At 57.0% G+C, this 13,528-nt stretch carries 12 protein-coding genes and 1 tRNA gene; 9 read left to right on the top strand and 4 right to left on the bottom strand.

What is annotated here, in order from left to right; all coding sequences use genetic code 11:
- The first annotated feature begins 191 nt into the window (after nucleotides 1-191).
- The 9 genes from thrS (at nucleotide 192) to BLR69_RS11055 (ending at nucleotide 7,647) form a co-directional block, all read left to right on the top strand.
- Nucleotides 192-2,114 (top strand): threonine--tRNA ligase, encoded by a 1,923-nt coding sequence (gene thrS, locus BLR69_RS11095; protein WP_071492921.1) that lies wholly within the window; start codon nucleotides 192-194, stop codon nucleotides 2,112-2,114.
- On the top strand, nucleotides 2,114-2,665 hold the full coding sequence (infC, locus tag BLR69_RS11090; RefSeq protein WP_169850653.1) for a translation initiation factor IF-3: 552 nt from the start codon (nucleotides 2,114-2,116) through the stop codon (nucleotides 2,663-2,665). Before thrS ends, infC begins: the two co-directional genes overlap by 1 nt.
- Nucleotides 2,666-2,725: 60 nt before the next feature.
- Nucleotides 2,726-2,920, top strand: a complete 195-nt coding sequence (rpmI, locus tag BLR69_RS11085; RefSeq protein ID WP_002553160.1) for a 50S ribosomal protein L35 — start codon at nucleotides 2,726-2,728, stop codon at nucleotides 2,918-2,920.
- Between the two features lie 30 nt (nucleotides 2,921-2,950).
- Nucleotides 2,951-3,307, top strand: coding sequence for a 50S ribosomal protein L20 (rplT, locus tag BLR69_RS11080; protein ID WP_002553161.1), 357 nt, complete (start codon nucleotides 2,951-2,953; stop codon nucleotides 3,305-3,307).
- 108 nt (nucleotides 3,308-3,415) lie between these two features.
- The gene (gene pheS / locus BLR69_RS11075) at nucleotides 3,416-4,432 is read left to right on the top strand and encodes a phenylalanine--tRNA ligase subunit alpha (RefSeq protein WP_010209123.1); all 1,017 of its coding nucleotides are present in this window, start codon (nucleotides 3,416-3,418) and stop codon (nucleotides 4,430-4,432) included.
- Between the two features lie 26 nt (nucleotides 4,433-4,458).
- Nucleotides 4,459-6,837, top strand: a complete 2,379-nt coding sequence (pheT, locus tag BLR69_RS11070) for a phenylalanine--tRNA ligase subunit beta (RefSeq protein ID WP_071492922.1) — start codon at nucleotides 4,459-4,461, stop codon at nucleotides 6,835-6,837.
- A gap of 3 nt (nucleotides 6,838-6,840) precedes the next feature.
- Nucleotides 6,841-7,143, top strand: a complete 303-nt coding sequence (gene ihfA, locus BLR69_RS11065; protein ID WP_002553164.1) for an integration host factor subunit alpha — start codon at nucleotides 6,841-6,843, stop codon at nucleotides 7,141-7,143.
- On the top strand, nucleotides 7,124-7,480 hold the full coding sequence (locus BLR69_RS11060) for a MerR family transcriptional regulator (RefSeq protein WP_010209127.1): 357 nt from the start codon (nucleotides 7,124-7,126) through the stop codon (nucleotides 7,478-7,480). The genes ihfA and BLR69_RS11060 overlap by 20 nt, the downstream gene beginning before the upstream one ends.
- A gap of 90 nt (nucleotides 7,481-7,570) precedes the next feature.
- Nucleotides 7,571-7,647, top strand: a tRNA-Pro gene (locus BLR69_RS11055).
- A gap of 396 nt (nucleotides 7,648-8,043) precedes the next feature.
- On the opposite strand, the gene BLR69_RS11050 is transcribed toward BLR69_RS11055, so the two are convergent.
- Genes BLR69_RS11050 through BLR69_RS11035 form a run of 4 tightly spaced genes read right to left on the bottom strand, consistent with a single transcriptional unit; the run spans nucleotide 8,044 to nucleotide 13,449 of the window.
- Entirely contained in the window at nucleotides 8,044-9,897 is a 1,854-nt protein-coding gene (locus BLR69_RS11050; protein WP_071492923.1) for a DEAD/DEAH box helicase, read from the bottom strand.
- 1 nt (nucleotide 9,898) lies between these two features.
- A complete protein-coding gene (locus tag BLR69_RS11045) occupies nucleotides 9,899-10,300 on the bottom strand; it encodes a hypothetical protein (RefSeq protein WP_071492924.1) in 402 nt (133 codons plus the stop codon).
- Nucleotides 10,300-11,505 (bottom strand): hypothetical protein, encoded by a 1,206-nt coding sequence (locus BLR69_RS11040; protein ID WP_071492925.1) that lies wholly within the window; start codon nucleotides 11,503-11,505, stop codon nucleotides 10,300-10,302. Before BLR69_RS11040 ends, BLR69_RS11045 begins: the two co-directional genes overlap by 1 nt.
- Before the next feature lie 15 nt (nucleotides 11,506-11,520).
- A complete protein-coding gene (locus tag BLR69_RS11035) occupies nucleotides 11,521-13,449 on the bottom strand; it encodes a hypothetical protein (RefSeq protein ID WP_071492926.1) in 1,929 nt (642 codons plus the stop codon).
- Nucleotides 13,450-13,528: the final 79 nt, after the last annotated feature.

Below are 13,528 nucleotides of genomic sequence, written 5' to 3'. Positions count from 1 at the left end.
CGCCAATTGCCGCCTTGCCATGTTCTTTTTAGCTCACTCCAGTCACTCTGGTTCGATTATCGGTTGGCCGAAAGGCTCCTGCCGCTGTAAGGCAGGCGTTCATCATTGAACGGCCTGGTGTTGGATCTTGTACTGGCTCATCCCAACCCACGTGACCTTTGGTAGGGGTCACCACTAGGAGAGGAGGCGCCATGCCAACTATTACTCTTCCCGACGGCAGTCAACGTTCATTCGATCATTCGGTTTCCGTAGCCGAGGTCGCCGCATCCATTGGTGCAGGCCTGGCCAAGGCCACCGTGGCCGGCAAGGTCGACGGCAAGCTGGTCGATGCCAGCGACCTGATCACCTCCGATGCCAGCCTGCAAATCATCACGCCCAAGGATCAAGAGGGGCTGGAGATCATTCGCCACTCTTGCGCGCACTTGATTGGCCATGCGGTCAAGCAACTGTACCCAACCGCGAAGATGGTGATCGGCCCGGTCATCGATGAAGGCTTCTATTACGACATCGCCTACGAGCGTCCTTTCACTCCGGACGACCTGGCGGCCATCGAACAGCGCATGCACCAGCTGATCGAAAAAGACTACGACGTGATCAAGAAGGTCACGCCGCGCGCCGAAGTGATCGACGTGTTCACCGCCCGTGGCGAAGACTACAAGCTGCGTCTGGTGGAAGACATGCCGGACGAGCAGGCCATGGGGCTGTACTACCACGAAGAATACGTCGACATGTGCCGTGGCCCCCACGTGCCGAACACACGCTTTCTCAAGTCCTTCAAGCTGACCAAGCTGTCCGGCGCCTACTGGCGTGGCGACGCTAAGAACGAGCAACTGCAGCGGATCTACGGCACCGCCTGGGCTGACAAGAAGCAGCTTGCGGCCTACATCCAGCGCATCGAAGAAGCTGAAAAGCGCGACCACCGCAAGATCGGCAAGCGCCTGAACCTGTTCCACCTGCAGGAAGAAGCGCCGGGCATGGTGTTCTGGCACCCGAACGGCTGGACCCTGTACCAGGTGCTTGAGCAATACATGCGCAAAGTTCAGCGCGAAAATGGGTATCTGGAGATCAAGACTCCGCAGGTCGTTGACCGCAGCCTGTGGGAGAAATCCGGGCACTGGGCCAACTACGCCGACAATATGTTCACCACCCAGTCGGAAAACCGCGACTACGCCATCAAGCCAATGAACTGCCCTTGCCATGTGCAGGTGTTCAATCAGGGCTTGAAGAGCTACCGCGAGTTGCCGATGCGCCTGGCCGAGTTTGGTGCCTGCCACCGTAACGAACCATCGGGTGCACTGCACGGCATCATGCGCGTGCGTGGCTTCACCCAGGACGACGCGCACATCTTCTGCACCGAAGAGCAGATGCAGGCCGAGTCCGCCGCGTTCATCAAGCTGACCATGGATGTATACCGCGACTTCGGCTTCACCGAAGTCGAAATGAAGCTGTCCACTCGTCCGGAAAAGCGCGTCGGTTCCGACGAGCTTTGGGATCGCGCCGAAGCAGCACTGGCCGCAGCGCTCGACAGTGCGGGCCTTGCGTACGATCTGCAGCCGGGCGAGGGCGCTTTCTACGGTCCGAAGATCGAGTTCTCGCTGAAAGATTGCCTTGGCCGCGTCTGGCAGTGTGGTACCCTGCAGCTCGATTTTAACCTGCCGATCCGCCTGGGCGCCGAATATGTGTCCGAAGACAACAGCCGTAAACACCCGGTTATGCTGCACCGGGCGATCCTTGGCTCGTTCGAACGGTTCGTCGGGATCCTGATCGAGCACTACGAGGGTGCGTTCCCTGCGTGGCTGGCTCCGACCCAGGCAGTGATCATGAATATCACTGATAAACAGGCAGATTTTGCCGCTGAAGTTGAAAAAACACTCAACGAAAGCGGATTTCGTGCCAAGTCCGACTTGAGAAATGAAAAGATCGGCTTTAAAATCCGCGAGCATACTTTGCTCAAGGTTCCCTATCTTTTGGTTATCGGAGATCGGGAAGTCGAGATGCAGACTGTCGCTGTGCGTACTCGTGAAGGTGCTGACCTGGGCTCGATGCCCGTCGCCCAGTTCGCTGAGTTCCTCGCGCAAGCGGTTTCCCGGCGTGGTCGCCCAGATTCGGAGTAATTATTATTAAGCGTGAAATGAGACAAGATAAACGAGCTGCACCGAAAGCCCCGATCAACGAGAATATCTCGGCACGCGAGGTTCGGTTAATTGGCGCTGACGGCGAGCAGATTGGCATCGTCTCGATTGATGAAGCGCTTCGTATCGCTGAAGAGTCCAAATTGGACCTGGTGGAAATCTCCGCCGACGCAGTCCCGCCTGTTTGCCGGGTGATGGACTACGGCAAGTCGATCTTCGAGAAGAAGAAGCAGATTGCTGCGGCGAAGAAGAACCAGAAGCAGATTCAAGTAAAAGAAATCAAGTTTCGTCCAGGGACGGAGGAAGGGGATTACCAGGTAAAACTGCGCAACCTGGTACGTTTCCTGAGTGATGGGGACAGGGCCAAGGTATCCTTGCGATTCCGCGGCCGTGAGATGGCCCACCAGGAGCTGGGGATGGAACTCCTCAAGCGGGTTGAAGCTGACCTGCTCGAGTACGGTTCGGTCGAACAGCATCCTAAGATGGAAGGACGCCAGCTGATCATGGTCATCGCCCCGAAAAAGAAGAAGTAATCAACAGGGCACGGCAGGCCTTCTGATTATGTTTATCAACTGAATGCGGAGTATCCGAACATGCCAAAGATGAAGACTAAAAGTGGTGCTGCTAAGCGGTTTCTGAAAACTGCTAACGGTATCAAGCACAAGCACGCTTTCAAGAGCCACATCCTGACCAAAATGTCGACCAAGCGTAAGCGTCAATTGCGCGGTAGCAGCTTGCTGCATCCGTCTGACGTGGCAAAAGTCGAGCGCATGCTGCGCCTTCGTTAATTTTTGGATCAAGAATAGAGGAAGTAACTCATGGCTCGTGTAAAGCGTGGCGTCATTGCCCGTAAGCGTCACAAAAAAATTCTGAAACTTGCTAAAGGCTACTACGGCGCGCGTTCACGCGTATTCCGTGTTGCCAAGCAAGCGGTAATCAAGGCAGGCCAATACGCCTACCGTGACCGTCGTCAGAAAAAACGTCAGTTCCGCGCTCTGTGGATCGCTCGTATCAATGCTGGTGCACGTGTTAACGGTCTGTCCTACAGCCGTTTCATCGCCGGCCTGAAAAAAGCGTCCATCGAGATCGACCGTAAGGTTCTGGCTGATCTGGCAGTGAACGAAAAAGCGGCGTTTGCTGCGATTGTCGAGAAAGCTAAAGCCACCTTGGCTTAAGTACCCCCGACAGTCACCCTGGGTTACGCTGTAGCCCAAGGTGTTAAACGTCATAAATAGGGGAAGAGCCTTCAAGCTCTTCCCCTATTTTGTATCTGGAGTCTGTACATGGAAAACCTGGACGCGCTCGTCGCTCAAGCCCTCGAGGCTGTGCAAAGCGCTGAAGATGTAAATGCCCTGGAGCAAATCCGGGTTCACTACCTTGGCAAAAAGGGTGAATTGACTCAGGTGATGAAGACCCTGGGAAATTTGCCGGCTGAAGAGCGTCCGCAAGTCGGTGCGCTGATCAACGTCGCCAAGGAGCGTGTCACAGAGGTGCTCAATGCGCGCAAGGCGACCATGGAGGAGGCCGATCTAGCGGCCAAACTCGCCGCCGAGTCCATTGACGTAACCCTGCCTGGTCGTGGCCAGGCCTCGGGCGGTCTGCATCCGATCACCCGGACTCTGGAACGTATCGAACAGTTCTTCACCCACATCGGCTACGGCATCGCCGAAGGCCCCGAGGTCGAGGACGACTATCACAACTTCGAGGCGCTCAACATCCCTGGCCACCACCCGGCCCGGTCGATGCACGACACCTTCTATTTCAACGCGAACATGCTGTTGCGCACCCATACCTCGCCGGTACAGGTCCGCACCATGGAAGCGAACAAACCGCCGATCCGCATCGTCTGCCCAGGCCGTGTGTACCGCAGCGACTCCGATATCACCCACTCGCCGATGTTCCACCAGGTCGAAGGCCTACTGGTTGATCGCGATATCAACTTCGCCGACCTCAAGGGCACCATCGAAGAGTTCCTGCGGGTGTTCTTCGAGAAGGAACTGGCGGTGCGTTTCCGTCCATCGTTCTTCCCATTCACCGAGCCATCCGCTGAAGTCGACATGGAATGCGTGATGTGCAGCGGTAAAGGCTGCCGAGTGTGCAAGCAAACCGGCTGGCTGGAAGTGATGGGCTGCGGCATGGTTCACCCGAACGTGTTGCGTATGTCCGGTATTGATCCGGAAGAATTCTCGGGCTTTGCCTTCGGCATGGGCGTTGAGCGTCTGGCAATGCTGCGTTACGGCGTGAACGACTTGCGTCTGTTCTTCGACAACGACTTGCGGTTCCTCGCGCAATTTCGCTAGTCGTAACGAATCTTTAGGAGAGCAGGATGAAATTCAGTGAACAATGGCTGCGTGGCTGGGTAAGCCCGCAGGTAGATCGCGACGAGCTGGTTGCTCGTCTGTCGATGGCCGGTCTTGAGGTCGATAGCGTTACCCCGGCCGCCGGTGTTTTCAGTGGTGTGGTAGTGGGTGAGGTGCTGAGCACCGAGCAACACCCCGATGCCGACAAGTTGCGTGTATGCCAGGTCAGCAATGGCGCGGATACCTTCCAGGTCGTGTGCGGAGCGCCCAACGTGCGCCCGGGCCTGAAAATCCCGTTCGCCATGATCGGTGCCGAGCTGCCGGGCGACTTCAAGATCAAGAAAGCCAAGCTGCGTGGCGTTGAGTCCAACGGCATGCTGTGCTCCCAGGCCGAGCTGCAGGTAGGTGAGGGCAACGATGGCCTGATGGAGCTGCCGGCCGACGCGCCAGTGGGCCAGGACATCCGCGTTTACCTGGAGCTGGAAGACGCCAGCATCGAGGTCGACCTGACCCCGAACCGTGGCGACTGCCTGTCCCTGGCCGGCCTGGCGCGTGAAGTGGGGGCGTTGTACAACGCCCCGGTCACTCGTCCGGTCGTTGCTGCTGTACCTGCCGTGCACGACGAAGTACGTCCGATCGACGTGTTGGCACCCAACGCCTGCCCACGTTACCTGGGGCGTGTGATCCGTAACGTCGACCTGTCCAAGCCAACCCCGCTGTGGATGGTTGAGCGCCTGCGCCGTGCTGACGTGCGCAGCATCGACGCGGCCGTCGACATCACCAACTACGTGATGCTGGAGCTGGGTCAACCGCTGCATGCGTTCGACCTTGCCGAAATCAATGGCGGTATCCGCGTGCGCATGGCCGAAGAAGGCGAGAAGCTGGTGCTGCTCGATGGCCAGGAAGTCAGCCTGCGTGCCGATACCCTGGTCATCGCCGACCACTCCCGCGCCCTGGCGATTGCCGGCGTGATGGGTGGCGAGCACAGCGGCGTATCTGCGACCACTCGCGACGTATTCCTTGAAAGCGCATTCTTCGACCAGATCGCTATCGCCGGCAAGGCCCGTTCCTATGGTCTACACACCGATGCGTCGCACCGCTACGAGCGTGGCGTGGACTGGAACCTCGCCCGTGAAGCCATGGAGCGCGCCACTGGCCTGCTGCTGGAAATCACCGGCGGCGAAGCCGGTCCGATCACCGAAACCGTCAATGAGCAGTTCCTGCCGTCCGTTGCGCCGATCACCCTGCGCGCCAAAAGCGTTGAGCAGATGCTTGGCCTGGTGATCGCGCCGGCTGAAATCGAGCAACTGTTGTCCGCCCTCGGCCTGGGTATTTCTGCCGGCGGGGAAGGGCAGTGGACCGTTGAAGTACCAAGCCATCGCTTTGATATCAGCCTGGAAGTCGACCTGATCGAAGAGCTGGCTCGCCTGTACGGTTACAATCGCCTGCCGGTTCGTTACCCGCAAGCACGCCTGGCGCCGCAACCGAAGGCTGAGGCGCGTGCGCATTTGCCTGAGCTGCGTCGCCTGCTGGTTGCCCGTGGTTATCAGGAAGCGGTGACCTACAGCTTCATCGATCCGAAGCAGTTCGAATTGTTCAACCCGGGCGTCGAGCCGCTGTTGCTGGCAAATCCGATTTCCAATGACATGGCAGCCATGCGTTCGTCCCTGTGGCCAGGCTTGGTGAAAGCACTTTCCCATAACCTGAACCGTCAGCAAGACCGTGTGCGCATGTTCGAAAGTGGCCTGCGTTTCGTTGGTCAACTGGATGGCTTGAAGCAAGAGCCGATGTTGGCCGGTGTTGTTTGCGGTAGCCGCCTGCCCGAAGGTTGGGCGCAGGGCCGCGATGCCGTGGACTTCTTCGACGTCAAGGCTGACGTGGAAGCGGTGCTGGGCTTTGCCGGTGCGCTGGACGCGTTCACCTTCGTGCCAGGCAGCCATCCTGCGTTGCACCCTGGCCAAACTGCACGCATCGAGCGTGAAGGTCGCCTGGTGGGCTTCATCGGCGCGATTCACCCTGAACTGTCGAAAACCCTCGGCCTGGACCGTCCGGTCTTCGTTTTTGAGCTGGTCTTGGCTGAAGTTGCGTCGGGCAAGATGCCTAAATTCAGCGAGTTGTCGCGCTTCCCTGAAGTGCGTCGTGACCTGGCGCTGATCGCCGACCGTGAAGTAGCCGCCACTGCCGTTCTGGATGTAATCCGTGAAAATGCAGGGGAATGGCTGACAGACCTCAGGCTATTTGACGTCTATCAGGGTAAAGGTATTGATCCGCATAGAAAAAGCCTTGCAGTTGGCTTGACCTGGCAGCATCCATCGCGCACTCTTAATGACGATGAGGTGAATACCACGACACAAAATATCCTCACCTCGCTCGAACAAAGGTTGAACGCCACGTTAAGGAAGTGACGTATGGGGGCTTTGACGAAAGCTGAGATGGCGGAACGTCTGTACGAAGAGTTGGGTCTGAACAAGCGCGAGGCCAAGGAATTGGTCGAGCTGTTTTTTGAAGAGATCAGACACGCTCTGGAAGACAACGAACAGGTCAAATTGTCCGGTTTCGGCAATTTTGACCTGCGGGACAAACGCCAGCGGCCTGGCCGCAATCCGAAAACGGGAGAAGAAATCCCGATCACGGCTCGCCGTGTGGTCACCTTTCGTCCAGGGCAGAAGTTGAAGGCCCGAGTTGAGGCTTATGCTGGAACCAAGTCATAACGACGAGCTACCCGTCATCCCAGGCAAACGCTACTTTACCATTGGTGAAGTCAGCGAGCTTTGTGCGGTAAAACCGCACGTGCTGCGCTATTGGGAGCAGGAGTTTCCTCAACTCAACCCCGTCAAACGCACCGGGAACCGTCGGTATTATCAGCGCCAGGATGTGCTGATGATCCGACAGATCCGCGCGTTGCTCTACGATCAGGGGTTCACCATCAGCGGCGCGCGCCAGCGTATGTCCGGTGATGAAGCCAAAGACGACACCACCCAATACAAACAAATGATCCGCCAGATGATCGCCGAACTCGAAGATGTGCTGGTGGTGCTGAAAAAGTAATTCCGGCTTTTAAAATACTTCCACATTTCAAAAGCTTGCGGTATATTCCGGTTCGCTTCGTCAAGAAGCAAATCCAGTAACACGCCTAGTCGGGGCGTAGCGCAGTCCGGTAGCGCACTAGCATGGGGTGCTAGGGGTCGAGTGTTCGAATCACTCCGTCCCGACCATATAAATCAAAGGGTTGCGACATTTTATCTCGCGACCCTTTTTATTTTTAAGTATTTTTACCCCTACAAAACGACTGGCTTTGGATGGAATCCTCGTCTGTTTCAAAGAAAATGGGCGCGAGATTTCTGGGTGCCGGAGTCCCCACCGCAGTAAGTTCGGCGATGGGGGTTGAGGGGACCTTAATTACGGCCCGTCAGCAGTCTCCAGCTTTGACTGTGGGGAGGCCGCGCTAACCGAGAAGTCCCAATAACCCTATAAGACGAAATGTCAGCAAATCGGGGCTAGAAGATCTGGGGCTCGAAGCCCATGCATTCGACTCTGAGCCCCTATCGATCCACCTGAAACCGCGTGACCAGGGTAGGCTGCGGTTGAGAGCGTGGCTTGCGCGGCCTGATTCATCCAACCATAGAAATCACCGGTCTTCCCACAAGCGCTGTCAGTGCCGGCAGCCTCTTGCTTCGGATGTATTCGATGCTTCCCACCAGGTAGACACAGTCTCTGGCCCGGGAGATGGCGACATTCATGCGTCGGTCGTCTGCATAGAACGTGGCGGGCCCGACGGTACGCACGAACGAGAAGAAGACGACGTCAGCCTGACGCCCTTGGAACGCATCGACGGTATCTACCTCGATTGTCAGATGCTCGCGGAAATCGAGTTTGCCCAGGGCGAGCTTGAGCTGCCTGCACTGTGCGCGGTAAGGCGTGATCACTGCTACGCTCAATCGCTTGCCGTCGCTGAAGTAGGGCCTGGACTCTTCGCTTTGAAGAACGGTGGTGCTGGCATCCATCATCACATCACCGGAGCCCACGGTATCGCCGCGGGCTGAGGCTTCAGCAATCACAGCAGACTTTGCTTCGCTGATTTGCTCACACATCGTCGTCAGGCGATCAACGATGATCTGAATCTCGCGCTGGTTGATCAATGTCTTTTCCTCTTCTCCGCGTTCAGGGGGGACGAAGTACCCCTTGGAGTCGTAGGTCAGCCAGGCGAATTGCTCGAACAGGCCATTACCCTCCGTGCGGCTGTGATCGAGGCCGTTGTTGTAGAAGTGCTTGGAGATGAATTTGCCGATCTCTGGCAGCATCCGGTACTGCTTGAGCAGCGTGCCTTTCATGTGCTCGGGGAAGTTCTCGAAGATGCGCTCGATGACGCCGCCTCTGATGAGCTTCTCCTGGGCCTTGTCGAGTGCCGAGAGGGCGGCAGACTCTTCCTTGCAGAAGGTCGGTGGCAACTGCTTATGGTCGCCCACCAGCACGCACTTGCGGGCCACTGTGAGTGCCATGAGCCACTCGGGCAGGGTGGCTTTGGAGCACTCATCGACAATGGCCAGGTCGAACATGTCACTGTCCTTGTCGATTAAGTGATCCACCTGGTTGCAGGTCACGCCGATGATCTGATGCCGGTCGGCGAGGTTGCGCACCAACCACCGAGGAAGTTCGATACTCCCATCGCTGTTCGTGCGTCCGCGATCCAGCTTTTGCCACAAACGCTCTGTGAGCTCCGGCGCTTTCTCCCACGCATCTCTCCATACGGCATCAGCCCGATCAAGCGCTTGGACTTCGATGGAGGCTGGGTTTTCCAGGGTGGAGACCACGAAGCGTGGGTAGCGCATCACCATGGACATATCGGCAACTGAAAGGTGAGTGGTCAGGCGATCAAGAGCGTTGTCGACCGCGACGTGTGTTTCGGAGCTGATGAGGATTCGCGCGTCGGGTTTGCTGCGCAGGGTCTGGAGGATGATCTCCACGATTGCGGTGGTTTTACCGGTACCTGGAGGCCCTTGAAGGAAGAAGATGTCTTCGCCAGCCAGGGCTTTCTGGATTTGGGAGTAGGCATAGATGTCAGCCAGGTAGCACTCCTGCACCGGTGCCGTGGCGTGAATAGCCATCGAATGGTGCAGGCCCAGTTCGGCAAGCTCAGCACCTACCTTCGTTTTGCGAGCGGTAGCGTGGGTTTTCTCAGCCGATTTGCTGCCCGATGCATCGTCTCCGGATCCTGCCGCCTCGGTGTAATACTTGGCCAAGATGTTGTTGTGAGCGACGTTGCAGTTAGCACCACTGCGGAATCGCAGGATGTACTTGATCTGCCGTTCATACTTTGCGCGGGTGATCGGATCGGCTGTGATCTCGACGAGCTTGACCAGGTACTCCAGCCAGTCGTCGATGTGATCGATGAGGTCGGGTGCCGGTGAGACAGGGGAGGGGGATGTGCTCAGGTCACCCTTGTTGAAGTGCTCTTTGGATGTCATTTCAGACCCCCTCAACTTTTGGCTTCAAGAGCGACAATGCACCCGCCGGGTTTCGTACGCCAATGCCCATCAGAATCTTGCTCAGCAGTGAGTCGTTTCGTTCCAGTTGCTCGATGCTCAGCGGCAACTCAAGTACCTGGCCAGCCGCGAGTGCCTCGACGATGCGCATGTCATCATTGATGGAGAGCGTGTCCATGTTGAGGTGGGCCATCTCCGCTGCGAGCAGTTTGTCCAAACCCAAGACGAGGCGGTTGACCGTAAATTGGGGCAGGACGTTGATCAGCTCATCGTTGGTGGTGTAGCCCTGTCGTACGGCTTCGGAAATGGCGATGAAGCACTCCCTGAATTGCCAGGCGCCCCATTGGAAGCTGAGCTTCACGCGCATTGTGCTTGATGTGCTCACTATTGCCTCCTTGCTGGGTGACGTACTGACTTGGTCGCCAGGCCGATCGCTGGCCAGTAGATGTCTGCGTCGTCGCGCGCGAGCAAGGTGAATACCTGCTCGATGGTTTTTGAGGGGTGAAGGTCGTTGATCCAGCCCATGAGTTTCTTGATTTCATCGCGGCGAAATGTGAACACCTGGCGGGCTACGTAGAAGTTGTCCTGGTGTTCGCGAGCGGCTGCCAGCGAATGGAAAATCTCCGAGCGCGCTGCCTTGTCCGCGTCGAGTGTGGAAAACTCTTGAAAGTCATGAGCCCACTTGATGCGCGTTTGGATAATCGCTTTACGATGTTTGAGGTCTGATGTCTTGCGCTTGGCGTCTTCCCAATCGGGCCTCGTATCGATGAGCACCTGATTGATTTCACTGAGCGTGCCGCCATTGGGCATTTGTGAAATCCACAGGTTGGCCAGTGGCGACTCGCTGTCCAAGAACTGGTAGTAGTTTTCGAAAATATCCTGCAGTGCTCTGAATTTGGTACCGCACTGCTCGTAGAGGTTCTTCACACGCTGCCTCACGAGCTGGTGTTGCTCACTGTTTCGTTCCTTCTCTGCCTTGAGCGCGGAGGTGGAAATTCGGAGGTCACTTAGCTGCTTTCGCAGCTTGCTCTGATAGCTTTTGATACGGCTCAGATCGCGCTCATAGTCCTTGGCATCGGACTTGGCATCTCTTGCAAACTGTTTGACGAGCTTGTTTATCTCCGGGGTTGTGACGCGAGGCGGACGATCCGCAATTTGTGCTTGCCAGGTGCGGCGTTCCTCGGCGCGCGAAAGCCGGATCATCTCTTGATTGAGCTCATCCAGGTACGAAATCGTGGATCGGATGACCTGGATTTTGTCTCTCTCAAGATTCCAGCGCAGCTCGCTGATGTTCTTGCGCAACCATGCCTCGATACACAGGAACATAGCCTGCGGGAGGTCTTTGAGGTGGTCAATGTAGTCCGTGGTCTTCTCGATGTGATCGTTGAGGAACTCAACATACTGCTTGAGCTCTTCCTCGCGCAGCTTGGCGAGCTGTTGGATCTGCAATTTGTACGCGTCGGCTTGAGCTTTAACCCGGGCCTGGCTAGCCGCAGCTTCGCGCTCATACTCATCGATCATGCACTGCGTTTTTTGCAGATGTTTATCCAGGCTACGGCTGGTGAAGTAATGGACAAGTTTCTTTAGCATTCTGGGCTCCTTGCACTACGGGCGCACAAAAAATTCGTAGGCCTGATCCCACGACGTCTGCTCAGGCAGCACGTCCGTGAGACGGACATCGATCGTGGCCAGCATCGTCCGTGCGATTTTGTCGGTGTCACCACCCCCGAATGCAGTCGCTTCAAGGGATTGCTGCAGCGTTTTGAGCTCCTCGCGATAGGCATCCATGCGCGCCTGTTCGAGTTGCTGTTCGGTACCGGCAGCCTGGAGCGCCTTGCGCTCGCCGAGAAGGGTGTTCTTGATTGGGGTGAACAGGAGGAACTGAAGCTCCAGGTGAGCGTTCAGGTCTTTGCTCAGCATCTGGTAGCGCTCCCCCGCCTGCCAAGTGATCTCTTGGCGCTGACGCTCGTAGTCCTCCTCGATCTGCAAAATTTTCTGCTGGTAGCTGGCCTTAAGCTGATAGAGGGATTCTGCCTCTTGGGAAGGTAGGCTGGCGATCTGCTTCTCGATCTGCTTCTGCACGGCCATAAGTTGACCTTTGCGAGCACGGTATTCCGAGAATACCGAGATACTGCCGGAAAACGGCAGCATGTCCTTCCACTCGAACTTGAACTCGGACATCGTTCCGACCAACCCCGCGTACTGCGATAGGTTGATTGAGCCGTTGGTGAGCTGGGACATCGCAGCCTGCATGTCCTCCATCGCCAGTTTTTTACCTTGGCCGGCGAAGTGGCCAACATAAGCAGAGACAGCGAAGGAGAACCCAATCGAGAATACGGCCCCCAGCGCAATTGGGCCAAGGGCTCCAAGTGTGGTGCCAAACAGAGCTGTGGAGGCGATCTCGGAGGCCACCCATTGGCCCAGGAAGGTCGCCGTCGCGGTGCCTGCGCTGTACGCCAAGGACCCGCCCACCACCGATACCGTGGTGCTGATCATTGAGCCACCGAACTCCAGGCTGTCGATTTCGCCTCGCGAGAACTTGTAGATGTTCTGGCCGAGGCTCACCGCGATGTTGGTGACAGCCGAAGCTACGTTGCCTTTAATCAGGTGGCCGCCTGCGTTCTTGAGTACGGTGTGCGAGGCGCTGTCGATCAGGTTCTGGCCAAGGTGCTGAATGCCAGTGACCAGGACGGCATTACCGGCCCCCTTGATCGAGCTCAGAACAATACGCTCGGCGGCCTCATAGCACTGCTCCATCGTGAGGGGCTCATCGCTGCGCATGATGCCAAGTAGCTCGGAGGCGGCGCTTAGCGTGGCGCCACCGATTGCCCCAGCCTTGGCTGCATTCGCGTATTGCATGCGATTGAACTCAGCACGCACGCGATCTTTCTCTGCGTACTCGGGACCTTTGCCTTCTTTGGTGGTCTCTTTGACGAGTTCCTCAGAGCTGCCTTTGCCGCGGCGCTTGAGTGGCTTGCTCTTTATGTCGGGGCGATCGTCCGAATGGATCGAGTCATCCAGGGTTTCTGAGGTCTTCTTGTAGTTCTCGCTTACCTCCGGCCGCTTCTGGGCGTTGTTGGTCGCCTCGTCTTTGGCAACGATTCGGGCGTCAGCGAGCTGCTCCTCCGGGACGATTTTGCCTACGTCCTGATAATCACCGTGGTTGATGGCTTTGGTGCTTTCCTCTGCAGTCTTGTAGAACTTGAGTTGATAGTCCTTAGAGCCATCGGGGGTGTTGATGCGAATGTCGGTGACTGGATCGTTATGTCGCCCTACGTCCAACGTGGCTCGGTGGTTGTTGGCTCCCTTGCCGGCTGCTTCGATGTTGTACGAGCCCGCGTGGTGAGCTTCTGCGATTCGGCCCTGCTGCTTGTCCAGGGCCCAGTTTGCATACTCACCGTCTTTTCTTGTGATCGATTGCTTGAGCATCACCGAGTACTGATCCAATGCATCGGTCAGGAACTGGTTCTGCAGTTCGTTGAAGCCAGCCTGAGCATACAGAACACCCTGTTCGAGGGTCTCTTTCGTTTCCATGTCATCTCATCCTTCAGATAGGTCGCCGAGGTGGCGCCTGACCCTGCATGGAGGCAGTCCAATCCGAACGCATCGGCGG

The sequence above is a fragment of the Pseudomonas azotoformans genome (genome assembly GCF_900103345.1).
Lineage (GTDB): Bacteria > Pseudomonadota > Gammaproteobacteria > Pseudomonadales > Pseudomonadaceae > Aquipseudomonas > Aquipseudomonas azotoformans.
Note: the sequence above shows the minus strand (reverse complement) of the source record. Positions and strands in the feature narration are given on the sequence as shown.